This is a genomic window from Nonomuraea purpurea, from assembly GCF_042650645.1.
Classification (GTDB): Bacteria; Actinomycetota; Actinomycetes; order Streptosporangiales; family Streptosporangiaceae; genus Nonomuraea; species Nonomuraea purpurea.
Genome location: NZ_JBHSBI010000003.1, coordinates 339495 through 361804, shown reverse-complemented (window position 1 = coordinate 361804; position 22310 = coordinate 339495). Strand labels below are relative to the sequence as shown.

Here is a 22310-nt window from a genome sequence, read left to right as displayed (position 1 = left end):
GAGAGCGGTCTTATGGCGGGAAATCTGGTACGGCGCGCTCGACGGACGTTGGACGGCGGCTCGACCGGCCCCGCGGCGCGCGCTCCAGCCGGGCTCCAGCGAGACGACAGATCGCGCGGTCACGGTCGGCATCATGATGTTGCCGCTAGGCGAATGGCTGCGGGCCTACGCCCGCGCCTGGGCGGAGCACCCGCCCCTCATGTTCTACGACCCCGGCATCTGGTACGACCGGCCGGAGCCGGACGAGGACGACGAGGCCGAGGCGGTGAACTGGTGAGGCTCGCCGTCGTCGGCGACGACGCCCTGGTACCGGCGCTGGCCGACCGCCTCGCCGCCACCGGCCACACCGTCACCGTCTTCCCCGGCCCCACCGTCTCGGCCGCCCCTTTACCGACCCCCCTTGGAGCCACGACTGCAGGAGCCGCCTCCGCCGTCGCGGGCGACATCGCCCAGGCCGTGCGCGGGGCCGAGGTCGTGCTGGTGTGCTACGGGAGCGAGGCCGCCGTGGAGGAGGGGCTCTTCGGCCACGTCCGCCCCGCGCTCGGCAGCGGCACGCTGCTCGTGGACGCCAGCTCCACCTCCGCCCGCTACGCCCGTTCCACCGCCGAACGTCTCACGGCCCGCGGAGTGCGACGGGTGGAGTTGTGCGTGCTCGGCGGCCCGCACGCGGTGCGCACCGGCCGGGCCCGCCTGTACGCGGCCGGCGACCGGCACGCCATGACCAGGCTCTGGGACGTCCTGGCCTCCTTGGGCGAGACCCGCTGCCTGGGCCGCTCCGGCAGCGCACGGGCCGTGGGGCTCGCGTTCGACGTCCTGGCCGCCGTCCACGCCGAGGCCCTCACCGAGGCCCTGACGCTGGGCGTGCGCGCAGGGGTGGACTGGGCGGTCCTGGCCGAGGCGCTGACCGCGGGCCGCGCGCCCGCCGAGCCGTTCGTCCCGAGCAGGACCCCGGCGCCCCGGCTGGCCGACGCGCTCCGTCTGGCCCTGTGCGACGCCGAGGCGGCCGGTGTGTCCCTGCCCGTCACCGCCAGCACCGCGGAACGGCTGAGCGCCGCGAGCCGGACCGCGCCGTTGCAGTTCCAGCAGTTGCAGCAGCTGCAGAAGTCGTAAAGGAGACAACCATGACGACGCAAGCACCGCCGCCGAGCTTCCCCTTCGCCGCCGCCGACCCCCTGGAGCCGCCGCAGGAGTACGTCCGGATGCGCGAGCCCGGCCCCGCCACCCGCATCACCCTGCCGTCGGGTGACCCGGCCTGGCTGGTGACGCGGTACGAGGACGTACGCACCGTCCTGGCCGACCCGCGCTTCAGCAGGGAGGCCATCACCGCCCCGGGAGCGCCCAAGGTGTTCCCGATCGCCAAGGGCGCCAAGTCGATCATCGTGATGGACCCGCCCGAGCACAGCAGGCTGCGCCGCCTGGTGTCGCACGCCTTCTCCGTGCGGCGCATGGAGGAGCTGCGCCCGCGCGTGGAGGACATCGCCCGCAACCTGGTGGCGGCCATGGAAGAAGCGGGCCCGCCCGCCGACCTCGTGGCCGGCATCACCCAGCCGCTGCCCATCATGGTCATCTGCGAGATGCTCGGCGTGCCCTATGAGGAGGTCGACCAGTTCAGGACGTGGACCGACCTGATGCTCAGCTTCGACGCCGGCCGCCGCGAGGAGGTCATCGAGGCCCGCGACCGGCTCAACGGCTACCTGGCCGAGTTGATCGAGGCCAAGCGCACCCGGCCGTCCGACGACCTGCTCATGGTGCTGATCAACGCCAGGGACGAGGGCGACCGGCTGTCGGAAGAGGAGCTGGTGGCCTTCGGGTTCACGCTGCTCGGCGCCGGCTACCACGCCACCACCGCCGGGATGACGCACGTGATGCTGCGGCTGCTGCGCCACCCCGAGCACATGCGCACGCTGCGCGACAAACCCGAACTGCTGCCGCAGGCGGGCGAGGAACTGCTGCGGTTGTCGCAGGCCGGCGGCGGCGTGGGCGCGCTGCGCATCGCCACCGAGGACGTCGAGCTCGGCGGCGCGCTCATCAAGGCGGGCGAGGCGGTGCTGCCGGTCACGACGGCCGCCAACCGCGACCCCGGCGTCTTCCCCGACCCGGACGGCTACGACCCGATGCGGGAGCAGAACCACCACATCACCTTCGGCCACGGCATCCACTACTGCCTGGGCGCCCAGCTCAGCAGGATCGAGCTGCGGATCGTGATGGAGACGCTGCTGACCCGGCTGCCCGGCCTGGAGCTGGCGGTGCCGGAGTCGGAGCTGCGCTGGCGTACGGGGACGGCCTTCGGCCGCCCCGAGACCCTGCCCGTCACCTGGTAGGAACGCGATAAGGGGGCGGTGCCGCGGACCCGCGGCACCGCCCCCTTTCGCCTGTCACGGGGACTGGATGCTGTACCGCTTGGCCGTGACCTGGGTCTGGAAGACACCCTGGACGTTGCCCTCGGCGTCGACCGAGGTGCCGGTGCCCGTCGAGGTGAAGGCGTCGGCCGAGGTCAGCTGCCCGTCCTGGACGCCGCGCAGCTCCCAGTCGAAGGCGCCTTCCGCGGTGAGGTTGTAGTGCCGGAAGGCGTACTTGAACCCGCCGGAGGTGAGCTGCCAGGTGCCGAGCCCGGTCCGCTTGCCGTCGGTCATCGTGAAGCTGCCGTCAGGCCGCAGCGCGAACAGCGCGCGCTCGGTCTTCGGGCTGGACGCGAACTTGATGTCCACGGCCCACGTGCCCACCGGGGTGCGCAGCCGCTGGGTGTCGCCGCTGGCCGAACCGGCCAGGCCGGCGACCGAGCCGAGCGCGAGCGCCCCCGCCGCGGCCACCAGCGCCACCCGCCGGCCGAGCCCGGCCCCCTTGCCGCCCTTGTCCACCATGGTTCCTCCCTGAATTGGGCCGTTCATCGGCCGGGACTGACCAGGTCGGCCGCCTCCGCGGCGACCTGGAGGGATTTGCGCCGTGCCGCCGGGTCGGAGCCGACCGGGGACAGGGCGATCGTGGTGACGCCGGCCCGCGCGTAGGCGGACATCCGCTCCGCGATCCGGTCCGGCGGCCCCAGCAACGAGGTGCTGTCGACGAACTCGAACGGCACCGCCGCGGCGGCGCCCGCGGCGTCACCCGCCTTGGCCCGCTCCTGGATCTCCACCGCGGCCTCGCCGTGGCCCAGCCGCTCCAGAAGGCGGAAGTAGAAGTTGTCGGAGCGGTGCCCGAGGCTGACGAAGCGCGCCACGTGGTGCTTGACGGGCACGGCGGCGGCCTCCAGGTCCTCCTCCACGGCGATCGGGACCGAGGGGATCACCTCGAAAGGCTCATCCTTCGCCTCGCCGCTGCGCCGTCCCGCCTCCAGGTGCCCGACCGCCTCGGCCACCCGTTCCGGCGAGCAGAAGACGCCGAACCAGCCGTCGGCGATCTCGCCGGCCAGCCGCAGCCCGCGCTCGCCGACGGCGGCCAGGTAGATCGGGATGCGCGGGCTGATCAGCGAGGCGTGCAGGCGGAAGCCCGTGCCCCGCCCGCCCGGCAGCGGCACCCGCAGGTGCTCGCCCTGGTGGTCGACCTGCCGGCCGTCGAGTGCGGCCCGGACGACCGCGACGTACTCGCGCGTCCTGGCCAGCGGGCGGCCGAACGGCGTGCCGTGCCAGCCCTCGGTGACGAAGGCGTTGGAGATGCCGAGGCCGAGCCGGAACCGGCCGCCGGACAGGCCGTCCAGCGTGGCCGCCGTCATCACGGTCATGGCCGCGCTCCGCGCGGGGATCTGGAACACCCCGGAGGCCACGTGGATGCGTGTGGTCCTGGCCGCGATGTACCCCAGCGCGCTGGCCGCGTCCGAGCGGAACCCCTCCGGCACGAACGCCACCTCGAACCCGTGACGCTCCGCCTCCACAACAAGATCGATGTCGTTCAGGGGGACGTTGATCCCCAATCGCATGGCAAGCCCCGCTCTCTCGGATCCGATCGTCGCGGTCATGGTGGTGGGTCGGCTTCGAGGCGCGCTGGACCTGGGACGGACGGGGGATGGAGCGGAACTCGACCGGGCGTCCAGCGCCGCGCGACGCCCGCACTGCTCCCTGGTACGGCGGGGCCTCTGTGCCGACTACGAAGGGATGAGCCCACCCATGCCACACGAAGACACCCAGGTGCTGATCGCCGGCGGGGCGGTCGTCGGCCTGTCCGCAGCCCTCTTCCTGGCCCGGTACGGAGTGCGGGTGACGCTCGTCGAGCGCAAGCCCAGCACGCTGCGCCACCCCAGGGCGCGGGTGATCAATCCGCGCACCGTCGAGGTCTACCGTTCTGTCGGCCTGGAAGAGACGATCATCGCCGCCCAATCGCTGACCTCTGACCTGAGCACCAAGACCGTCATCAGGTCCAGGACGCTCAACGACGCCGAGCTGTTCTCCACGCCGATGCGCAACGAGGCGCCCGGGCTCAGCGAGGCCACCCCCTGCGACTGGTGCTCCATCGACCAGAACCGGCTGGAGGAGGTCGTCGCGGAACACGCCGTGAAGTTCGGCGCCGACGTGCGCTACTCCACGGAACTGGTGGCTTTCGACGACGACGGCGAGGGCGTGACGGCGACCGTGCGCGACGCCGACACCGGCAGGGAGCGGCAGATCCGCGCCCGCTACCTCATCGCCGCCGACGGCAGCCGCAGCTCCATCAGGCGCACGCTCGGCATCGGCGTGGCCGGCCCCGGCGTGCTGCAGAACATCGTCAGCATGGTCTTCAAGGCCGACCTCACCGGCCCGCTGCGCGGCAGGGACCTCGGCCTCGGCTACTTCGACGAGCCCGCGCCAGGCACCCGCATGATGCCGCTGGACGGCTCGCGCTGGGTGTTCGTCACCCCCTACGACCCCGCCGCGCACTCGGCCGACGACTTCGACGACGACTGGTGCGTCGAGGTCATCCGCGCCGCCATCGGCGTCCCCGACCTGCGCGTGGACAACATCGAGGTGCAGATCGAGCGGACCGGCGCCAAGGTCCTCGGCTACGAGGTCGCCGCCCAGCTCGCCGACCGCTACCGCCAGGGGCGCGTGCTCCTGGTCGGCGACGCCGCGCACGCCATGCCGCCCACCGGCGCGCTCGGCGCGGCCACCGGCGTGCAGGACGCGCACAACCTCGCCTGGAAGCTGGCCGCCGTCCTGGACGGCAACGCGGGCCCCGCCCTGCTGGACACCTACGAGCAGGAGCGCCGCGCCGTCGCCGGGCACACCATCGACTTCGCCATGAAGACCATGCGCGACCGCACCAGCACCGCGGACGGCGAGGAGAAGCCCGTCAGCTACGCCGCGATCATTCTGGGCTACCGCTACGACTCCGCGGCCGTGCTCGGCGAGGACACCGGCGGCCCTGTCGCGCTGGAGCCGGAGCTGATCGGCGCGCCCGGCACCAGGGCCCCGCACTACGTGCTCGAACGCGACGGCGCCACGCTGTCCACGCTTGACCTGTTCGGCACCGGCCCCGTGCTGCTCACGGGCCCCGGCGGCGGCGCCTGGCAGTCGGCCGCGGCCGGGATCGGGCTGGAGGCCCACACCGTCGGCGGCGCCGAACTGGCCGACCCCGAGGGCCGCTGGGCGCAGGTGTACGGGGTCGGCGCGTCGGGCGCGGTGCTCGTCCGCCCTGACGGTTTCGTCGCCTGGCGCGCCGACGCCCCGCCCGCGGACCCCGAGAGCGCGCTGCGGCAGGTGCTCGGCCGGATCCTCGACCTCGGCTGAGAAGGGCGCACGACATGGACATCGGACTCGCCCTGCCCACGACCGTGCCGGACCTGACGGGGCCCAAGCTGCTGGAGTGGGCCCGCAGGGCCGACCGGCTCGGCTTCAGCACCCTCGGCGTGCTCGACCGCATCGTCTACCCCAACTACGAGTCGCTGCTCGCCCTGACGGCCGCCGCCGCCGTCACCGAGCGGATCAAGCTGGCCACCACGATCCTCATCGCCGCCTGCCGCGACAGCGCCCTGCTGGCCAAACAGGTGGCCACCCTCGACCACCTGTCCGGCGGGCGGCTCGTGCTCGGCCTGGCCTCGGGCGACCGCGAGGACGACTTCGCCGCCACCGGCACCCCGTTCGCGGGCCGGGGCAAGCGGCTCGACACCGTCGTACGGGAGCTGCGCACGGCCTGGTCCGAGGCCAGTCCGGGGCTGAGCCCCAGGCGGCAGCCGCCGCTGCTGATCGGCGGCCACTCCACGGCGGCCATGCGCCGCTCCGCCCGAGTCGGCGACGGCTGGATCGGCGGCGGCAGCTCGGTTTCCCGCTACGCCGACCTGGCCGCCCGCGTGCGCGCCGAGTGGCGGCGGCAAGGGCGGACGGAGGCCCCCAAACTGCTCGCGCTCAGCTACGTCGCGCTCGGCCCCGGCGGGCGCGAGCAGGCCGAAGGCTACCTGAGCGGCTACTACGCCTTCGTCGGGGACAAGGCCGCGATGGTGGTCTCCGGCGTGGCCACCGAGCCGGGGCGGCTGCGCGAGCTCGCCCACGGCTACGCCGAGGCCGGCTGCGACGAGCTGATCCTGCTGCCGTGCTCGGCCGATCCCGGACAAGTCGACCTGATCGCCGATGCGGCGCTGAACTGAGAGCGGGTGTGAGCGGTGCGGGTGCTCTTCACGGCCTGGGCGTGGCCATCCCATCTGTACGCCATGGTTCCCCTGGCCTGGGCGATGCGCGCGGCCGGGCACGAGGTGCTGGTGGCCTGCCAGCCGTCCCTGGTGCCGGCCGCTGAGCGGACCGGCCTGCCGTGCGCCCAGGTCGGCGCGGACGTGGACTCCGTGGACATGGTCCGCGGCTACGCGCTGCCGACCCGGCGCTTCGGCACCCCGGCCGCGACGCCGTCGAACGGGCGCGCCCCGCGCGCGCTGCGCATGTTCCAGGCCAACGCCGAGGCCATGGTCGACGACCTGGTGCGGCTGGTGCGCGAATGGCGGCCGGCGCTGGTCGTCCACGACCCGACGGCCTGGGCGGGCCCGGTCGCGGCGGCCGTGGCGGGGGTGCCCGCCGTCCGCCACCTGTACGGGGCCGACCTCGTCCACCGCGCCCGCCGCTTCCTGCCTGAGCTGCTGGCCCCGATGGGGGAGCGGCACGGGCTGGACGACCTGGACCCGATGGGCGCGGCCACGATCGACCCCTTCCCCTCGGGCGTGCAGGTGGAGGTGGACTACCGGCCGACGCCCATCAGGTACGTGCCGTACAACGGGTCCGGCGCGGCCCCGTTCCTCGGCCCGGCCGTCAAGCCCCGCGTCTGCGTGACCTGGGGCACCACCATGGCCCGCGTGCACGCGCGCCGCTTTCTGGCCGGAGAGGTCGCCAGGGCGCTGGCGGCGCCGGACCTCGAGGTGGTCGTCGCGGTGACCGCCGCGCAGCGCCCGCTCCTCGGGTTCCTGCCCGACGGGGTGCGGGTCGTGGAGGGTGCGCCGCTGCACGCGCTGCTGCCCTCCTGCGACCTGCTGGTCGCGCACGGCGGCGCGGGCACGTCGCTGACCGGCCTGGCCGCCGGGCTGCCGCAGCTTCTGGTGCCCCAGCTTCCCGACCACGACGCGCACGCCACCCGGCTGGTCCGCGCCGGCGTGGCCGCGCACCTGGCCCCCGACGACGCGGGCCCCGCCGAGCTGCGTGAGCACGCGCACCGGCTGCTGCACGACGAGCGGACCAAGGAGGCGGTGCTCCGCCTGCGCCAGGAGATCGCCGACCGGCCCGCCCCCGCCGCCGTGGTCCCGCTCATGGAAGAGCTCGCCGCAGGCCGCACCCTCCAGACCGCCCCAGGCTGATCCCGCGAAGCCGCCGGGCGCCATTTCCCACGAATGCGGGCCGACACCAGTCACCGAAGGCCGATACTTCCCACGAGGCCGACGCCACCCACCGAAAGGTCGACGCCACCCACCGAAAGCGGGCCGATGCGCGAAGCGTCGGCCCGCTTGGCGTTTGCGGGGCCCCGCCGATGGTCCAGCGCGTGTCCACCGAGGCTCCACCGCGCGGGAGCAGCCTGCGCGCATGCGGATCCTCATTTCCACCATCGCGACAGCGGCCCACTTCTACCCGGTCGTGCCGTTCGCCTGGGCCCTGCGCTGCGCGGGCCACGAGGTACGGGTGGCCTGCGAGCCGGGCTTCACCGCCACGGTCACGGCCACCGGCCTGCCCGCCGTCGCCGTCGGCCACGACGTCGACCTGCGCACCTTCTGGCAGGGCGTCGGACTCGAACCGGAGGCCGAAGGCGACCGCCGGCGCATGCGCCTGGAGCGGTCGATGAAGATGTTCACCGGCATCGCCGCGGCGGCCGCCGACGACCTCATCGACCTCGCCCGCGCCTGGCGCCCCGACGCCGTGGTCTTCGAGGCCCGAGGCTACGCCGGCCTCGTCGCCGCCCACAGCGTGGGCGTCCCGGCCATCCGGCACACCTGGGGCATCGACACCAACTACCCCCGCCGCGCCTTCGACCGCCCGTTCCTGGACGACCTGTGCGCCCGCTACGGCCTCACCGGCGTGGACCCCCTGGGCGACCTGACGCTGACGCCCTGCCCGCCCAGCCTCACCGAGCCCGACGACGTCAACCGCGCCTGGATGCGCTACGTGCCCTTCAACGGCTCCGCCGCGCTGCCGCCCTGGCTCGTCCCCGCGCCGCAGCGTCCGCGCGTCTGCGTCACGTGGGGCCACATGTTCTCGCAGATCACCGACAACCTGCACCCCATCACCCAGGCCATCGAGGGCCTGCGGGACCTGCCCGTCGAGGTCGTGGCCGCGATCGCGCCCAGCCAGCGCGGCCTGCTGCCGGACACGCTGCCGCCGCACGTGCGGGTGGCCGAGCAGGTGCCGCTGAACCTGCTGCTGCCCTCCTGCTCCGCCGTGGTCAACGGCGGCGGCGCGGGCACGCTGATGACCGCGCTCACGGCCGGGGTGCCGATGGTCGTGGTGCCCTCGCACACCGACGAGCCCGAGTACGCCGAGCGCATGTCCGCGGCGGGCGCCGCCACCTGGATGACCTACGCCGAGGCCGACGCGGGGACGTTCCGCACGGCGGCGGAAAAGGTACTGGCGGCCCCCTCCTTCAAGGAGGGAGCCGCCAGACTGGCGCAGGAGAACGCGGCGCTGCCGTCGCCCGCCGCCCTGGCGGCCGGCCTGGACGAGCTGATCGCCCAGGCCCGCCGGAGCGGCTGACCCGATCAGGTCCCGCCGGTGACCTCGATGATGGTCCCGGTGATGTTCCCGTTGGCCTCCGAGCCCATGAACACGATGGCTCGGGCCACCTCCTCAGGCGTCGAGATACGGCCCGTGGCGGCCGAGGCCGCCACGTGGCTCATCACCTGCGGGGGAAGAGCACGCCGGGTGGTCTCGGTCGAGGTCGCCCCCGGCGAGACGACGACGCTCAGGATCCCGCTCTTGCCCGTCTCACTGGCCAGCGTGCGGCTGAAGGCGTTGAGACCGGCCTTGCTGGCGATGAACGCCTCCTCCCCGGGGATCCCGGAGCGCACCGACGCCGCGGAGATGAAGACCAACCTTCCCCAGCCGCGCGCCTTCATCGACGGCAGCACCGCCTGCACCGTGTGGAAGGCGCCGTCAAGCTCCTCGCGCAGCTGGCTCTGCCACTCGGCGACCGGCACGTCCTCGAAGGCGCGGAAGGGAATGTGCGGCCCCGACCAGGGGGAGGCGTTGGCGACCAGCACGTCCACACTGCCGTAGGCGGCGATCACGCTGTCCACCGCGGCGGTGATCGAGGCGGGGTCGGCCAGGTCGTACTGCGTGGCCATGGCGGTGCCGCCCGCCTGCTCGATCTCGGCGACAGCGCTCTGCGCGCCGTCCTTGTTGACCCGATAGGTGAGGGCGACCCTGGCCCCCTCCGCGGCGAACAGGCGCGCGGTCGCGCGTCCGATGCCGCTGCTGGCGCCCGTGATGAGCACGCTCTTTCCGGTGAGCCCCAGTTCCATCCGTCACTCCTTTGAAATCGGCACGACGGGCGGAGCCGGCCCGCCGGGACGCCCATGCTGACCGGCGCCACTCGAGCATCACCTGAGCCGCGCTCGCCGTCACCCGATTTCCCCCGGGAGAGCTCGCGCGAGGCTGCTCCAGCGGGGCTGGAGCGATCGTAGAGCTCCTGCCTTCAGCCTCGGCTGTCGGCGGGTCTCGAAGGCCCAGCCGCCCGGCAAACCCGGAGGTGGGATCACATGGCAATGGCGGTCATGCGCGACGAAGCGGCCGCGGCGGTGTTCGAACTGTCCACGGGCGTCCACGCCAGCGCGGTGGTACGTGCGGCGGTCCAGCTCGGCCTGGCCGACGCCGTCAACGACGAACCCGTCACCCTGGAGGAACTCGCGTCGGCCGTCGGCGCGCGGCAGGACACGCTCGGGCGCTTCATGCGGCTGCTCACCGTGTACGGCATCTTCGCCGAGGTCGCGGAGGAGCGCTACGAGCACACCCCCACGTCCAGAGCGCTGCGCTCGGACGCGTCCGACGGCCCCGCGGGGATCATCCGTCTGGGCGGCGACTGGAACTGGATCCTGTGGGGACTGCTGGCCCACTCGATCAAGACGGGCGACAGCGCCTTCCAGGCCCACTACGGCCAGGACATCTTCGCCTACTTCGACCAGAACAGGCAGGCCGGCGAGGCGTTCCAGCACGGCCTGGCCGTCGTCGCCAGGCGCGAGGACCCGATGGTCGCCGACGCGCTGGCCGTCAGCGACGGCGAGCGCGTGATCGAGCTGGCCGGAGGCAAGGGCAACCTGCTGCGCGCCGTGCTGGAGCGCCACCCCGGCGTCACCGGCACGCTCGTCGAGACCGAGCAGGCGCTGGAGACCGTCGACCCGGCGCTGCGCGAGGGCCCGCTGGCCGCGCGCTTCAGCGCCTTCACCGGCGACTGTCAGACGACCGTCCCCGGCGGCGGCGACGTCTACCTGATCAAGCAGACCCTGCACATGTGGAACGACGAGACGTGCCTGCGCGTGCTCGGGAACATCCGCCGCGCCGCGCCCCCCGGCGCCCGCGTGGTCGTCGTCGAGCAGCTGCTGACCGGCGGTCCCGGCGAGCGGCGGGCCCGCCTGATGGACGTGCACATGCTCCTGGTCGCCGGCGGCAAGGAGCGCACCGAGAAGGAGTTCGCCGAGCTGTTCCACCGCGCCGGCCTCAGCTTCGGCGGCGTCCGCGGGGAGGCGGGCGACCTGCGGCTGATCGAGGCCGTGACGCCCGAGGCCTGACCCGACCACCACTTGAGAAGGAGCCCTCATGGCAACGGACGCACCGATCAGCACACCGGCCGACATCTTCCGGCTGGCCAACATGTACGCGATGTCCAAGGTCGTGCTCACCGCCGCCGAGCTGGACCTGTTCACCGCGCTCAAGGACACCCCGGCCAGCGCCGAGGAGGTGCGCGAGCGCCTCGGCCTGCACCCGCGCGCCACCAAGCAGTGGCTGGACGCCCTGGTCGTCACCGGCCTGCTCCAGCGTGAGAACGGCCGCTACGCCAACAGCCCGGCCGCGGCCCGCTTCCTGGTCCGCGGCGCCCCCGCCTACGTCGGCGGGTTCCTGTCGCGCTCGGGCGAGATGCTCTACCCGGCGTGGGGCAAGTTCGCCGACACGCTGCGCACCGGAGCGCCGCAGGCCAACGACGGCGACTTCCGGCTGCTGCTCGACAAGCCCGGGTTCCTGGACCGGTTCCTGACCATGATGGACTCGCTGAGCGGTCACCTCGGCCCCGAGCTGGCCAAGGCCTACGACTGGACCGCGCACGACTCCGTGGCCGACGTCGGCGGCGCCCGGGGCAACCTCGTCTCCCACCTGGTCAAGGCCCACCTGCACCTCAAGGGCATGGTCTTCGACCTGCCGCAGATGGAGCCCAAGTTCGACGAGCACATGGCCGCGCTCGGGCTGACGGGGCGGGCCGCGTTCGTGCCCGGCGACTTCTTCAACGACCCGATGCCGCAGGCCGACGTCCTGATCATGGGGCACGTCCTGCACGACTGGTCGGAGGAGGAGCGGCGGATGCTCGTCGGCAAGGCGTACCAGGCGCTGGCGCCGGGCGGGGTGCTGCTCGTCTACGACCGCATGATCGAGGAGGAGCCGGCCGACGCCGAGAACCTCCTGGTGAGCCTGCACATGATCCTCACCACGACCGACGGGACGGAGTACACGCCGGGCGAGTGCCAGGCGTGGATGCGGGAGGCGGGCTTCCAGGACAGCTCCGTCCAGCCGCTGGGCCCCACGGACACGCTCATCATCGCGACCAAGTAGGGAGATCACCTTGCACAGAACGCTCATCGTCGCGCACATGGAAGCCTCGCACGCCGACGCCATCGCGAATATCTTCGCCGACTCCGACGCGACGGACCTGCCGCACCTGATCGGCGTCTCCCGCAGGACCCTCTTCCGCTTCCACGACCTGTACTTCCACCTGGTCGAGGCCGACCAGGACATCAAGCCGGACCTGGACAAGGCCCGCAACCACCCGCTCTACCTGGACGTCAGCCAGCGGTTGTCGGAGCACGTCAGCCCGTACGACCCGAACTGGCAGGAGCCCAAGGACGCCATGGCCATCCCCTTCTACACCTGGGAGAGTCGATGACCGAGAACCACAAGATCGTCCACATCGACGACGTCGAGCCCAACCGCCGCCGAGGCGGCGACCTGCGGGTGCTGCTCAGCCCGAAGACCGTCGGCTCGAAGACGGGCTTCATGGGCGTGACGCTGCTCAAGCCGGGGGAGTCGGTGGCCGAGCACTACCACCCCTACTCCGACGAGTACATGTTCATCGCCCGCGGCACCATCGTCTGCCGCCTGGACGGCGAGGACGTCAAGATGCGCGCCGACGAGGCCGTCATGGTGCCGAAGTTCACCCGGCACCGCGTCGAGAACACCGGTACGGAGGACGCGCTCATCGTCTTCCACCTGTGCCCGCTGGCCCCCCGCCCCGAGCTGGGGCACGTCGACACAGAAGAACGAGCGGGAGAGGCCTGATGCGATCCGCCCGCGTCGTGGTCACCGGGATCGGCGTCGTCGCTCCCGGCGACCCGGGCACCAAGGCCTTCTGGGAGATGCTCACGGCGGGCCGCACGGCGACGCGTACCATCACCTTCTTCGATCCGTCGGGATTTCGCTCGCGGATGGCCGCCGAGTGCGACTTCGACCCGGCGGCCGAGGGCCTGACGCAGCAGGAGATCCGCAGGATGGACCGCGCCGCGCAGCTCGGCGTGGTCGCGGCCAGGGAGGCCTGGGCCGACAGCGGCCTGGGCGAGGTCGCGCCCGAGCGGATGAGCGTCAGCCTGGGCAGCGCCGTGGGCAGCACGATGAGCCTGGAAGAGGAGTACGTCGTCCTGAGCGACGGCGGCCGTCGGTGGCTGGTGGACCACGAGTACGGCGTGCCGCACCTGTACGGGTTCATGGCGCCCAGCACCCTGGCCGCCGAGGTGGCCTGGAGCTGCGGGGCCGAGGGCCAGGTCGGGGTGATCTCGACCGGCTGCACCTCGGGCCTGGACGCCATCGGCCTCGGCGCCCGCCTCATCAGGCAGGGCTCCGCCGACGTCGTGGTGGCCGGGGCGACCGACGCGCCGATCTCGCCGATCACCTCCGCCTGCTTCGACGCCATCAAGGCCACCTCGCCCAACAACGACGACCCCGAGCACGCCTCGCGCCCGTTCGACATGAACAGGGACGGGTTCGTTCTCGGCGAGGGCGCGGCCGTGCTGGTGCTGGAGGAGATGGAGGTGGCGCGCCGGCGCGGCGCGACGATCTACGGCGAGATCGCCGGCTACGCCTCGCGCAGCAACGCCTTCCACATGACCGGCCTCAAACCGGACGGCAGGGAGATGGCCGAGTCCATCCGCGCCGCGCTGGAGGAGGCCAGGCTCGACCCGTCGGACATCGACTACATCAACGCCCACGGCTCCGGCACCAAGCAGAACGACCGGCACGAGACGGCCGCCTTCAAGCGGGCCCTGGGGCAGCGCGCCCACGAGGTGCCGGTCAGCTCGATCAAGTCGATGGTCGGCCACTCGCTGGGCGCGATCGGCGCGATCGAGGCGGCGGCCTGCCTGCTGGCGATGCGCGACAACGTGGTGCCGCCCACGGCCAACCTGCACACCCCTGACCCGGAGTGCGACCTGGACTACGTGCCGCTGACCGCCAGGGACCAGCAGGTGGACGCGGTGCTGAGCGTGGGCAGCGGGTTCGGCGGCTTCCAGACCGCCATGGTGCTGGGACGGGGAGAGCGATGAGCGCGGTGACCGGGATAGGGGTGGTGGCGCCCAACGGCGACCGCCTGGAGGACTACTGGGAGGCCGTCCTGGACGGCCGGACCGGGCTGGGGCCGATCACCCACTTCGACGCCGGCGGCTACCCGGTCACCAGGGGCGGCGAGTCGTCGTTCACCGCCAAGGGCCGGGTTCCCGGCAGGCTCGTCGCCGAGACCGACCGCTTCACCCACATGGCGCTGGCGGCGGCCGAGATGGCGCTCGCCGACGCCGGCGTGGACCCCGCGGACCTGCCCGAGTACGAGATGGCGGTGACCACGGCCAGCTCCTCGGGCGGCACCGACTTCGGGCAGCGGGAGATCGAGAAGTTGTGGCGGCACGGGCCCAGGCACGTGGGCGCCTACCAGTCCATCGCCTGGTTCTACGCGGCCAGCACCGGCCAGATCGCCATCCGGCACAAGATGCGTGGCCCGTGCGGCGTCGTCTGCGCCGAGCAGGCGGGCGGCCTGGACGCGGTGGCGCAGTCGAGCCGGCTGCTGCGCGGCGGCGTGAAGCTGGCGCTGGCGGGCGGCACCGACGCCTCGTTGTGCCCGTACGGGCTGGTCGCGCAGCTCAGCAACGGCAGGCTCAGCCCGACCGGGGAGTTCCTGCCCTTCGACGCCCGCGCGGACGGCTATCTGCCGGGCGAGGGCGGGGCGATGCTCGCCATCGAGCCCACCGACACCAATAAACCGATTTATGGATATATAGCCGGTCACGCGGCGACGTTCGATCCGCCGCCGTGGTCCGACCGGCCCCCGGCGCTGCGCCGCGCCATCGCGCTCGCCCTGGCCGACGCCGCAATCCGGCCCGGCGACGTCGACGTCGTCTTCGCCGACGCGGCCGGGGTGCCCGAACTCGACCGCCAGGAGGCCGAGGCGATCAACGAGGTGTTCGGGCCGATGGCCGTGCCGGTCACCGCGCCGAAGACCATGACCGGCCGGCTGTACGCGGGCGGCGCCGCGCTCGACCTGGCCACCGCGCTGCTCGCGCTGCGCGACCAGGTCATCCCGCCCACGGTCGGCATCACCAGCCCCGTCGAAGGGTTCGGCCTCGACCTCGTCCGCGACACGCCCAGGCAGGCGCCGCTGCGCGCGGCACTGGTGCTGGCCAGGGGCTACGGCGGGTTCAACTCGGCAATCGTCGTCGACACGCGAAGGACATGACCATGGCCGCACACACAGAAAACCAGATCGTCATCTCCGCGCCGATGGAGGTCGTCTGGACGATGACCAACGACGTGGAGAACTGGCCGCAGCTCTTCAGCGAGTACGCCTCCGCCGAGATCCTGGAGCGCTCGGGCGAGACCGTCCGCTTCCGGCTCACCATGCACCCCGACGCCGACGGCAACGCCTGGAGCTGGGTCTCGGAGCGGACCACCGACCCGATCACCAGGACCGTGCGGGCCCACCGGGTGGAGACCGGCTGGTTCGAGTACATGCACATCGCCTGGGACTACACCGAGGTGGACTGCGGCGTGCTGATGCGCTGGAAGCAGGACTTCACGATGAAGCCGCAGTCGCCGCTGGACGACGCGGCGATGGAGGCCAGGATCAACCGCAACACCGTCGTCCAGCTCGACCTGATCAGGCGCCGCGTGGAAGCCGCCGCGGCCCAAGTGGCGCGATGATCTCCCTGCTGATCCCGCTGGCCCTGGCCGGAGGCGGCCTGGCCGCGGGGGTCATGCTCTCGACCGTCATCGGCATCGAGCCCTACACCAAGGCCATGCCCTACGACGGGTACGTGCGCACGATCAGCTTCCTGTGGCCGCGCTACGACCCGCTCATGCCCATCGTCAACGCGATCGCGTTCCTGGCCAACGGCGGCCTGGCGTTCCTGGTCCCGTCCACGGGCGCCCGCGCCCTCTACACCGCGGCCGCGGTGCTGCTCGCGCTCGTCATGGGCATCTCGGTCGTCAAGAACGTGCCGATCAACAAGTACGTCACGTCGCTGGACCCCGGAGACCAGCCGGCCGACTGGGCCGCGCGGGACCCCAGAGTCCAGTGGCGCACCTGGAACCTCATCCGCACCGTGCTCGTCCTGGCCGCGCTGACGGCCAGCGGCGCGGGCGCGGCAACCCTGATGTGACATCGGAGGACCCATGCGACTCGACGGCAAGAAGGCCTTGGTCACCGGCGGCGCCAGAGGCATCGGCCGGGCCATCGTGCTGGACCTGGCACGGGCGGGCGCGAGCGTCGTCACCTGCACCCGGCAGGGCGGCGAGGCAGCGCAGACCCTGGTCAAGGAGCTGCAGGCGATCGGCGGCGAGCACCACGTCGCCACCGCCGACGTGACCAAGCAGGAGGACATCGACACCCTGGTCGGCGAGTGCGAGCGCCGCTGGGGCCGGATCGACATCGTGGTGAACAACGCGGGCGCGATCAGCCACGTCCCGTTCGCCGAGCTGCAGGCGGAGGAGTGGCACCGGGTCGTCAACACGGGGCTGACCGCCACCGCCATGGTCATCCAGCGGGCGCTGCCGCTGATGGGCCAGGGCGGCTCGATCGTCAACATCGGCTCGAAGGTGGCCACCGTCGGCATCCCGCTGCGGGCCCACTACACGGCCGCCAAGGCCGGGCTCATCGGCCTGACCAGGTCGCTGACCAAGGAGCTCGGCGAGCGCGGCATCCGCGTCAACCTGGTCGCGCCGGGACCGGTCGAGACCGAGGCGGGCGTGCCCGACGAGGTACGCGAGCGCTACCGGCGTCTCATCGCCCTGGGCCGGATGGGCCGCCCCGAGGAGATCGCCACCGTGGTGACCTTCCTGGCCGGCGACCTGTCGGCGTTCATCAACGGCGAGACCATCAACGTGGACGGCGGGATCTGACGATGACCTTCCGAGTGATGTTGCGCATGCAGATCAAACCGGGCGTCGAGGGCGAGTTCGAGCAGACCTGGCTGCGGGTCGGCAAGGCGATCACCGAGCACCCCGCCAACCAGGGCCAGTGGCTCTCGAAGAGCACCGAGGAAGAGGGCATCTACTACATCGTCAGCGACTGGGACGACGAGCCCCGCTTCCGCGAGTTCGAGACCAGCGAGCAGCACCTGAACCACCGGGTCCAGCTCCACCCGTACCGGTCGGGCGGGTCCATGGTCACGATGGACGTGGTCTACGCCATGGACCCCGTGGCACGGGCATGAGCAGCCCGAGGGTGCGGGTGCTCGTCTACGCCGAGGCGCCCGAGAACTCCCACGGCGACCTCGCCGAGGCCTACCACCACATCAGCCGCGAGCTGTCGGGCACGCCCGGCCTGCTCGGCAACGAACTGTTGCGCTCGCTCACCCAGCCGGGCGGGTTCGTGGTGATGAGCGAGTGGGACAGCCTGGAGTCCTTCCGCACGTGGGAGGAGGGAACGCGGCACCGGCAGACGACCGCCCCGCTGCGTTCCTTCCAGGACACCTCGCGCGGGCCGAGCTTCGGCCTCTACACCGTCGCCGCCGCCTACGAGGAGGAGCGCTCATGATGTACGCCGGCAAGCGGGTGCTGGTCACCGGCGGGTCGCGCGGCATCGGCGCGGCCACCGCCCGCGCCCTGGCCGCCGCCGGGGCGCGCGTGGTGGCCTGCCACCGCGGCGCGCCCGCCGACCTCCCGTACGAGCTCGTCACCGCCGACGTCACCCAAGAGGCGGACGTGACCGCGCTCGTCGAGACCTGCCGGCGGCGTCTGGGCGGCCTCGACGTGCTGGTCAACAACGCCGGGGTCGACGGCATGTGCCCCGTGGACAAGCTTGACCCCGACCAGTGGCACGAGATCATGGACGCCAACCTGACCTCCGTCTACCTGGTCACCAGGCACGCGCTGGGCCTGCTGTCCGACGGCGCCTCGGTGGTCAACCTCAGCGCGTCCGTCGCGCTGCGCGGCCGTCCCGCCAGCGCCCACTACACCGCGTCCAAGGCCGCGCTCATCGGGCTCACCCGCACGCTCGCCCGCGAGCTCGGCCCGCGCGGCATCAGGGTGAACGCGGTCGCGCCCGGCGTCGTCGACGCGCAAGGCCCGGGCGAGGGCCCGCCGCCGCACCTGCGCGAGCGGCTGGCCGGCATGACCGCGCTGGGGCGGCTCGGCACCGCGGAAGAGGTGGCGCAGGCCGTGCTCTTCCTGGCCGGGGACCAGTCCCGCTACATCACCGGAACCACGCTCAACGTCGATGGAGGAATGTGATGACGTACGCCGCGATCACCTACCGGGTCAAGCCGGGGCACGAGGACGAGATCGCCGAGATCTTCCAGAACTTCAAGCGGCTGGGCACCTCGGTCCTGCGCGACGAGGAGGGCAACGAGGTGGGCCGGCTGCTCGGCACCGCCGTGTTCATCAAGGACGACTTCATGGTCAGGGTCATCCACTACGAGGGCACACTGGAGGCCGTCTCCAAGACGATGGCAAAGCACGGCGGCGTGCACTCGCTGGAGGCCAAACTCGCCCCCTACCTGCAGCAGCAGCGTGACACCAGCACGACGGAGGCGTTCGGCTCCTACTTCCGCAACGCCACCATGCGCTGCATCTCCCAGTTGTCGGCCGACACCCAGCCCGCGGAGGCGTCATGAGCCTGGCCGTGGTCGGACTCGGCGCGATGGGCGCGGGCATGGCCACACGCCTGCTGCAGTCCGGCTTCCCGCTCACCGTGCACAACAGGACGGCCGCCAAGGCCGAGCCGCTGATCCAGGCGGGCGCCGTCTGGGCGGCGCAGCCGCAGGACGCCGCCGGAGACAACGACGTCGTCCTGCTCAGCCTGGCCGATGAGCAGGCCGTGGAGGAGACGCTGTTCGAGCGGATGCTCCCGGCGCTCAAGCCCGGCACCGTCGTCGTCGACACCACCACCACCTCGGCCGCCTACGCCGCCGCGGCGGCCGAGCGGCTGGCCGCCCACGGGGTGCGCCGGGTGGAGTTGTGCCTGATCGGCAACCCGGCCATGGCCGCCCAGGGCAAGCTGCGCCTGTTCGCGGCCGGTGACCAGCGGGACGTGGCCGAGATCGAGCACGTCCTGACGGCCATCGGCGGGGAACTGCGCTACCTGGGCCCGCCCGGCATGGCGTGCACCATGAAGCTCGCCTTCAACCTGCTGCTCGGCGTGCAGACCGTCGGCCTGGCCGAGGCGGTCGCGCTCGGCGTGCGGGCGGGGCTCGACCGCACCATGCTGATCAACGCGATCACGGGCAGCGCGTTCTGCTCGCCGGCCCTGGCCTTCCGCGCCGCGTTCATGCGCGACGGCTCCTACGAGCCGGCCGCCTTCCGCGCCCGGCTCATGGCCAAGGACCTGCACCTGGCCGCCTCCGACGCCGACGCGGGCGGGCTGAGCCTGCCGGTGTGCTCGCGGGCGGCCGAACGGCTGGACGAGGCGGTCGCCGCGGGCCGAGGCGACGAGGACAGCGCGGTGGTCGTGGAGACCGCCCTGGCCGCGCGATGAGGATTCTCGTCACCGGCGGCGCCGGGTTCATCGGCTCGCACTTCGTCCGCACGGCCGCCGCGGAGCGGATCACGGTCCTGGACCGGCTGACCTACGCCGCCGACCCGGCCAACCTGGACGGCGCCGACTGCGAGGTCGTCGAGGGCGACATCTGCGACGCCGGCCTGCTGCGCAGGATCGTGCCCGGCCACGACCTCGTGGTCAACTTCGCGGCCGAGTCGCACGTCGACCGGTCGATCGAAGGGGCCGCGGAGTTCGTGCGCACCAACGTCCTCGGCGTCCAGGCGCTCATGCGGGCCTGCCTGGACGCCGAGGTCCCCAAGGTGGTGCACGTGTCCACCGACGAGGTGTACGGCAGCATCGAGACGGGCTCGTGGGAGGAGCAGGCGCCGCTGCGCCCGCGTTCGCCGTACGCGGCCTCGAAGGCCGGCGGCGACCTGGTCGCCCTGGCCGACGCGACCACGCACGGGCTGCCCGTCGTGATCACCCGGTGCGGCAACACCTACGGCCCCCGCCAGTTCCCCGAGAAGATCATCCCCCTGTTCGTCACGAACCTGCTCACCGGCCGCAAGGTCCCCCTCTACGGCGACGGCGGCAACGTCAGGGAGTGGATCCACGTCGACGACCACTGCCGGGCGATCAGGATCGTCGCCGAGCACGGCGTGCCCGGCGAGGTCTACAACGTGGCCGGCAGCACCTCGCTCACCAACCTGGAACTCACCGGGCGGCTGCTGGCCGCCGTCGGCGCGGACTGGGACATGGTGGAGCGGGTGGCCGACAGGAAGGGACACGACCGCCGCTACTCGCTGGACGACGCCAAGCTGCGCGCCCTCGGCTACCGGCCGGGTGTCGACTTCGAGCGGGGCCTGGCCGAGACCGTCCGCTGGTATGCGGACAACCCGTCCTGGTGGAAGGAGAAGCGTTAGGCCAGGATCTCCCACCAGCCGTCAACGGACGGCGCGGCTGCGGCGTCGACGGCCTCGCCCGGCCGGGGCACGACGATCTTCACGTCCCGCGCCTTGGCCTCGCGCCACAGCCGCTCCACCGGCTCCGCCCACGGGTGCAGGGCCAGCGTGAACGTGGCCCAGTGCACCGGCAGCAGCAGCTCGCCGCCCAGGTCGAGGTGGGCGGTGATGGCCTCCTCCGGGTTCATGTGGATGTCCGGCCAGGCGGGGCTGTAGGCGCCGATCGGCATCAACGTCAGATCGAACGGCCCGTGCTGCGACCCGATGCCCCGGTAACCCCGGAAGTAGCCGGAGTCGCCCGCGTAGAAGACGCGCTTGCTCGCGCCTGTCACCACCCACGAGCCCCACAGCGTGTCGTTGCGGCTGAACGTGCGCCCCGAGAAGTGCCTGGCCGCCGTCGCGACGAAACGCAGCCCCGCGACCGAGGTCTCCTCCTCCCAGTCGAGCTCGATGATCCGGTACGCGGGCACGCCCCACCGCTCCAGGTGCGCCCCGATGCCCAGCGGCACCAGGAACGGGGCCTTCTGCGTGCGCGTCAGCGACCTGACGGTGGCCATGTCGAGGTGGTCGTAGTGGTCGTGCGAGATCGCGATCGCGTCGACCTGCGGCAGCTCGATCAGCTCCACGGGCACCGGGTGGTGCCGCTTCGGGCCGACGAGCTGCGAGGGGGAGGGGCGCCTGCTCCACACCGGGTCGAACAGCACCCGCCTGCCCTCCAGCTCCACCAGCGTGGAGGCGTGGCCGTACCAGGTGGCGCGCAGGCCGTCGGCGGGCGGCGCATCGGACGGCGGGATGCGCATCGGGATCAGACCGGCGGGGCGGCGCTGCTGCCTGTCCTTGGCCAGCTCGCCGACCAGGCCGACGGGCGGGGTGGTCATCATGGTCGTCGGCTCGGGCATCGGATTGGCGAACGCGCCGTTGACGAACTGCGGCGAACGCCGGATCCTGGCGACCCGGTCGGGGCCCGAGGTCAGAGGTCGCACGCCCAGCTCGGCGGGCACCTCACGCAACACCCAGCCGGCCGCGGCCAGGGCCACGCCACCTGCGAGGACCCTGCGTGCCTTTCCTGCCATCGCCACACTCCCTGTAAGTCCGTTCAACCCGTCGTGTTTCCCGACCTACGATATATCGCGATAGGTCAGGTTGCTTGATCACCCCGCTGACTGGATCGGTGTCGCCGTTCGTTCCTGGCCACGGCGGCGCGGAGCGCTCTGGGCGCCAAGTAGCGGTGGACGGGGGACAACGTCCTCCACACCCCGTGGCCCAGGTGCCGGTCATGGCGCAGGAAGGTTCCCAGCGACACCCGCCCATCGGCTGCCCGCAGGACCAGGTTGGCGGTCAGGAACCAGGAGGCGGCCTCAAGCCGGATCCAGTCCTGGCCGCGTGCGGTGATCCGCCATCCGGCCACCGTCTCCGGCGACCGCCCCCGGCTGAGCCGGAGCCCGAGGAAACCGCGCCAGATCAGTCGCTCCCCGGCGTTGGGGACGTCGCCGAACGTCGTCCGAGCCCACTGCTCCGGCGTCGCCTCGGCGTCGGTGGACAGGGTGAAGCAGTCGGCGTAGTGGAGGTCGGGCAACGAGCTGAGAGTGCGGACGGATTCGGGGACATTGTCCACCCCCACGGCGCAGTCCATGCCGTCGAGGTCCCGCGCGTGTTCCGACCTGAGAAGCCTCATGAGAGCGACCGCCTTCATGTATACGCCACCGTATAAACTGAGGTTAGACCCCTGTATACGGTGGCGTATATAGGGCGGAGAAGTGGGGTGGG

General features: G+C 72.3%; 27 protein-coding genes. 22 read left to right on the top strand and 5 right to left on the bottom strand.

Translation table 11 applies throughout. The features are described 5' to 3' along the window. Positions 1–133 precede the first annotated feature (133 nt). From ACFOY2_RS08205 to ACFOY2_RS08195, 3 genes are read left to right on the top strand one after another with little or no spacing between them, the layout of a single operon-like run. On the top strand, positions 134–277 hold the full coding sequence (locus ACFOY2_RS08205) for a hypothetical protein (protein WP_379527322.1): 144 nt from the start codon (positions 134–136) through the stop codon (positions 275–277). Next, on the top strand, positions 274–1110 hold the full coding sequence (locus ACFOY2_RS08200) for an NAD(P)-binding domain-containing protein (protein WP_379527321.1): 837 nt from the start codon (positions 274–276) through the stop codon (positions 1108–1110). Before ACFOY2_RS08205 ends, ACFOY2_RS08200 begins: the two co-directional genes overlap by 4 nt. 11 nt (positions 1111–1121) lie before the next feature. After that, positions 1122–2321, top strand: a complete 1200-nt coding sequence (locus tag ACFOY2_RS08195) for a cytochrome P450 (protein WP_379527320.1) — start codon at positions 1122–1124, stop codon at positions 2319–2321. A 54-nt stretch (positions 2322–2375) separates the two neighbouring features. Here ACFOY2_RS08195 and ACFOY2_RS08190 read toward each other — a convergent pair whose 3' ends face one another. Both ACFOY2_RS08190 and ACFOY2_RS08185 read right to left on the bottom strand, forming a co-directional pair. Further along, positions 2376–2861 (bottom strand): hypothetical protein, encoded by a 486-nt coding sequence (locus ACFOY2_RS08190; RefSeq protein ID WP_379527319.1) that lies wholly within the window; start codon positions 2859–2861, stop codon positions 2376–2378. Positions 2862–2884: 23 nt separating this feature from the next. Further along, positions 2885–3910, bottom strand: a complete 1026-nt coding sequence (locus ACFOY2_RS08185) for an LLM class flavin-dependent oxidoreductase (protein WP_379527318.1) — start codon at positions 3908–3910, stop codon at positions 2885–2887. A gap of 187 nt (positions 3911–4097) precedes the next feature. On the opposite strand from ACFOY2_RS08185, the gene ACFOY2_RS08180 reads away from it, so the two are divergent. From ACFOY2_RS08180 to ACFOY2_RS08165, 4 genes are all read left to right on the top strand, one after another. Then, positions 4098–5693 carry an FAD-dependent monooxygenase gene (locus ACFOY2_RS08180; protein ID WP_379527317.1) on the top strand — a complete coding sequence of 532 codons (1596 nt, stop codon included), beginning with the start codon at positions 4098–4100 and terminating at the stop codon, positions 5691–5693. Between the two features lie 14 nt (positions 5694–5707). Further along, complete coding sequence (locus ACFOY2_RS08175; RefSeq protein ID WP_379527316.1) at positions 5708–6547, top strand: LLM class flavin-dependent oxidoreductase; 840 nt, start codon at positions 5708–5710, stop codon at positions 6545–6547. A gap of 15 nt (positions 6548–6562) precedes the next feature. After that, complete coding sequence (locus tag ACFOY2_RS08170; RefSeq protein ID WP_379527315.1) at positions 6563–7735, top strand: nucleotide disphospho-sugar-binding domain-containing protein; 1173 nt, start codon at positions 6563–6565, stop codon at positions 7733–7735. Positions 7736–7958: 223 nt separating this feature from the next. Then, positions 7959–9119, top strand: a complete 1161-nt coding sequence (locus ACFOY2_RS08165) for a nucleotide disphospho-sugar-binding domain-containing protein (protein ID WP_379527314.1) — start codon at positions 7959–7961, stop codon at positions 9117–9119. A gap of 5 nt (positions 9120–9124) precedes the next feature. On the opposite strand, the gene ACFOY2_RS08160 is transcribed toward ACFOY2_RS08165, so the two are convergent. Next, positions 9125–9886 (bottom strand): SDR family NAD(P)-dependent oxidoreductase, encoded by a 762-nt coding sequence (locus ACFOY2_RS08160; RefSeq protein WP_379527313.1) that lies wholly within the window; start codon positions 9884–9886, stop codon positions 9125–9127. Between the two features lie 237 nt (positions 9887–10123). Here ACFOY2_RS08160 and ACFOY2_RS08155 point away from each other — a divergent pair, with 237 nt between their 5' ends. Genes ACFOY2_RS08155 through rfbB form a run of 15 tightly spaced genes read left to right on the top strand, consistent with a single transcriptional unit; the run spans position 10124 to position 20504 of the window. Then, the gene (locus ACFOY2_RS08155; protein ID WP_379527312.1) at positions 10124–11149 is read left to right on the top strand and encodes a methyltransferase; all 1026 of its coding nucleotides are present in this window, start codon (positions 10124–10126) and stop codon (positions 11147–11149) included. Between the two features lie 28 nt (positions 11150–11177). After that, entirely contained in the window at positions 11178–12182 is a 1005-nt protein-coding gene (locus ACFOY2_RS08150; protein ID WP_379527311.1) for a methyltransferase, read from the top strand. 10 nt (positions 12183–12192) lie between these two features. Further along, positions 12193–12513, top strand: coding sequence for a TcmI family type II polyketide cyclase (locus tag ACFOY2_RS08145; protein WP_379527310.1), 321 nt, complete (start codon positions 12193–12195; stop codon positions 12511–12513). After that, the gene (locus tag ACFOY2_RS08140; protein ID WP_379527309.1) at positions 12510–12905 is read left to right on the top strand and encodes a cupin domain-containing protein; all 396 of its coding nucleotides are present in this window, start codon (positions 12510–12512) and stop codon (positions 12903–12905) included. The genes ACFOY2_RS08145 and ACFOY2_RS08140 overlap by 4 nt, the downstream gene beginning before the upstream one ends. After that, complete coding sequence (locus ACFOY2_RS08135) at positions 12905–14161, top strand: beta-ketoacyl-[acyl-carrier-protein] synthase family protein (protein ID WP_379527308.1); 1257 nt, start codon at positions 12905–12907, stop codon at positions 14159–14161. The genes ACFOY2_RS08140 and ACFOY2_RS08135 overlap by 1 nt, the downstream gene beginning before the upstream one ends. Next, complete coding sequence (locus ACFOY2_RS08130) at positions 14158–15342, top strand: ketosynthase chain-length factor (protein ID WP_379527307.1); 1185 nt, start codon at positions 14158–14160, stop codon at positions 15340–15342. The genes ACFOY2_RS08135 and ACFOY2_RS08130 overlap by 4 nt, the downstream gene beginning before the upstream one ends. Positions 15343–15344: 2 nt before the next feature. Then, the gene (locus ACFOY2_RS08125; RefSeq protein WP_379527306.1) at positions 15345–15806 is read left to right on the top strand and encodes an SRPBCC family protein; all 462 of its coding nucleotides are present in this window, start codon (positions 15345–15347) and stop codon (positions 15804–15806) included. Continuing rightward, on the top strand, positions 15803–16264 hold the full coding sequence (locus ACFOY2_RS08120; protein WP_379527305.1) for an anthrone oxygenase family protein: 462 nt from the start codon (positions 15803–15805) through the stop codon (positions 16262–16264). Before ACFOY2_RS08125 ends, ACFOY2_RS08120 begins: the two co-directional genes overlap by 4 nt. 13 nt (positions 16265–16277) lie before the next feature. Beyond that, a complete protein-coding gene (locus tag ACFOY2_RS08115; protein ID WP_379527304.1) occupies positions 16278–17003 on the top strand; it encodes an SDR family NAD(P)-dependent oxidoreductase in 726 nt (241 codons plus the stop codon). A 2-nt stretch (positions 17004–17005) separates the two neighbouring features. Continuing rightward, positions 17006–17317 (top strand): antibiotic biosynthesis monooxygenase family protein, encoded by a 312-nt coding sequence (locus ACFOY2_RS08110; protein WP_379527303.1) that lies wholly within the window; start codon positions 17006–17008, stop codon positions 17315–17317. Continuing rightward, the gene (locus tag ACFOY2_RS08105) at positions 17314–17640 is read left to right on the top strand and encodes an antibiotic biosynthesis monooxygenase family protein (RefSeq protein ID WP_379527302.1); all 327 of its coding nucleotides are present in this window, start codon (positions 17314–17316) and stop codon (positions 17638–17640) included. Before ACFOY2_RS08110 ends, ACFOY2_RS08105 begins: the two co-directional genes overlap by 4 nt. Then, positions 17637–18335, top strand: coding sequence for an SDR family NAD(P)-dependent oxidoreductase (locus tag ACFOY2_RS08100; RefSeq protein WP_379527301.1), 699 nt, complete (start codon positions 17637–17639; stop codon positions 18333–18335). The genes ACFOY2_RS08105 and ACFOY2_RS08100 overlap by 4 nt, the downstream gene beginning before the upstream one ends. After that, on the top strand, positions 18335–18718 hold the full coding sequence (locus tag ACFOY2_RS08095) for a SchA/CurD-like domain-containing protein (protein ID WP_379527300.1): 384 nt from the start codon (positions 18335–18337) through the stop codon (positions 18716–18718). Before ACFOY2_RS08100 ends, ACFOY2_RS08095 begins: the two co-directional genes overlap by 1 nt. Further along, entirely contained in the window at positions 18715–19578 is an 864-nt protein-coding gene (locus ACFOY2_RS08090) for an NAD(P)-dependent oxidoreductase (RefSeq protein ID WP_357832911.1), read from the top strand. Before ACFOY2_RS08095 ends, ACFOY2_RS08090 begins: the two co-directional genes overlap by 4 nt. Next, positions 19575–20504: a dTDP-glucose 4,6-dehydratase gene (rfbB, locus tag ACFOY2_RS08085; RefSeq protein WP_379527299.1), complete on the top strand. Its 930-nt coding sequence runs from the start codon at positions 19575–19577 to the stop codon at positions 20502–20504. Before ACFOY2_RS08090 ends, rfbB begins: the two co-directional genes overlap by 4 nt. Here the strand turns inward: rfbB and ACFOY2_RS08080 are convergent. Together ACFOY2_RS08080 and ACFOY2_RS08075 are read right to left on the bottom strand one after the other, a co-directional pair. Further along, entirely contained in the window at positions 20501–21616 is a 1116-nt protein-coding gene (locus ACFOY2_RS08080) for an MBL fold metallo-hydrolase (RefSeq protein WP_379527298.1), read from the bottom strand. The two genes, rfbB and ACFOY2_RS08080, sit on opposite strands and share 4 nt — an antisense overlap. 65 nt (positions 21617–21681) lie before the next feature. Then, positions 21682–22218 (bottom strand): hypothetical protein, encoded by a 537-nt coding sequence (locus tag ACFOY2_RS08075; RefSeq protein WP_379527297.1) that lies wholly within the window; start codon positions 22216–22218, stop codon positions 21682–21684. Positions 22219–22310: the final 92 nt, after the last annotated feature.

Coding starts and splice junctions, on each gene's coding strand:
- ACFOY2_RS08120 (WP_379527305.1), top strand. CDS start 15,803: ATGATCTCCCTGCTGATCCCGCTGGCCCTGGCCGGAGGCGGCCTGGCC.
- ACFOY2_RS08140 (WP_379527309.1), top strand. CDS start 12,510: ATGACCGAGAACCACAAGATCGTCCACATCGACGACGTCGAGCCCAAC.
- ACFOY2_RS08110 (WP_379527303.1), top strand. CDS start 17,006: ATGACCTTCCGAGTGATGTTGCGCATGCAGATCAAACCGGGCGTCGAG.
- rfbB (WP_379527299.1), top strand. CDS start 19,575: ATGAGGATTCTCGTCACCGGCGGCGCCGGGTTCATCGGCTCGCACTTC.
- ACFOY2_RS08190 (WP_379527319.1), bottom strand. CDS start 2,861: ATGGTGGACAAGGGCGGCAAGGGGGCCGGGCTCGGCCGGCGGGTGGCG.
- ACFOY2_RS08165 (WP_379527314.1), top strand. CDS start 7,959: ATGCGGATCCTCATTTCCACCATCGCGACAGCGGCCCACTTCTACCCG.
- ACFOY2_RS08175 (WP_379527316.1), top strand. CDS start 5,708: ATGGACATCGGACTCGCCCTGCCCACGACCGTGCCGGACCTGACGGGG.
- ACFOY2_RS08115 (WP_379527304.1), top strand. CDS start 16,278: ATGCGACTCGACGGCAAGAAGGCCTTGGTCACCGGCGGCGCCAGAGGC.
- ACFOY2_RS08195 (WP_379527320.1), top strand. CDS start 1,122: ATGACGACGCAAGCACCGCCGCCGAGCTTCCCCTTCGCCGCCGCCGAC.
- ACFOY2_RS08075 (WP_379527297.1), bottom strand. CDS start 22,218: ATGAGGCTTCTCAGGTCGGAACACGCGCGGGACCTCGACGGCATGGAC.
- ACFOY2_RS08130 (WP_379527307.1), top strand. CDS start 14,158: ATGAGCGCGGTGACCGGGATAGGGGTGGTGGCGCCCAACGGCGACCGC.
- ACFOY2_RS08160 (WP_379527313.1), bottom strand. CDS start 9,886: ATGGAACTGGGGCTCACCGGAAAGAGCGTGCTCATCACGGGCGCCAGC.
- ACFOY2_RS08185 (WP_379527318.1), bottom strand. CDS start 3,910: ATGCGATTGGGGATCAACGTCCCCCTGAACGACATCGATCTTGTTGTG.
- ACFOY2_RS08125 (WP_379527306.1), top strand. CDS start 15,345: ATGGCCGCACACACAGAAAACCAGATCGTCATCTCCGCGCCGATGGAG.
- ACFOY2_RS08105 (WP_379527302.1), top strand. CDS start 17,314: ATGAGCAGCCCGAGGGTGCGGGTGCTCGTCTACGCCGAGGCGCCCGAG.
- ACFOY2_RS08100 (WP_379527301.1), top strand. CDS start 17,637: ATGATGTACGCCGGCAAGCGGGTGCTGGTCACCGGCGGGTCGCGCGGC.
- ACFOY2_RS08150 (WP_379527311.1), top strand. CDS start 11,178: ATGGCAACGGACGCACCGATCAGCACACCGGCCGACATCTTCCGGCTG.
- ACFOY2_RS08135 (WP_379527308.1), top strand. CDS start 12,905: ATGCGATCCGCCCGCGTCGTGGTCACCGGGATCGGCGTCGTCGCTCCC.
- ACFOY2_RS08180 (WP_379527317.1), top strand. CDS start 4,098: ATGCCACACGAAGACACCCAGGTGCTGATCGCCGGCGGGGCGGTCGTC.
- ACFOY2_RS08205 (WP_379527322.1), top strand. CDS start 134: ATGATGTTGCCGCTAGGCGAATGGCTGCGGGCCTACGCCCGCGCCTGG.
- ACFOY2_RS08155 (WP_379527312.1), top strand. CDS start 10,124: ATGGCAATGGCGGTCATGCGCGACGAAGCGGCCGCGGCGGTGTTCGAA.
- ACFOY2_RS08080 (WP_379527298.1), bottom strand. CDS start 21,616: ATGGCAGGAAAGGCACGCAGGGTCCTCGCAGGTGGCGTGGCCCTGGCC.
- ACFOY2_RS08090 (WP_357832911.1), top strand. CDS start 18,715: ATGAGCCTGGCCGTGGTCGGACTCGGCGCGATGGGCGCGGGCATGGCC.
- ACFOY2_RS08095 (WP_379527300.1), top strand. CDS start 18,335: ATGACGTACGCCGCGATCACCTACCGGGTCAAGCCGGGGCACGAGGAC.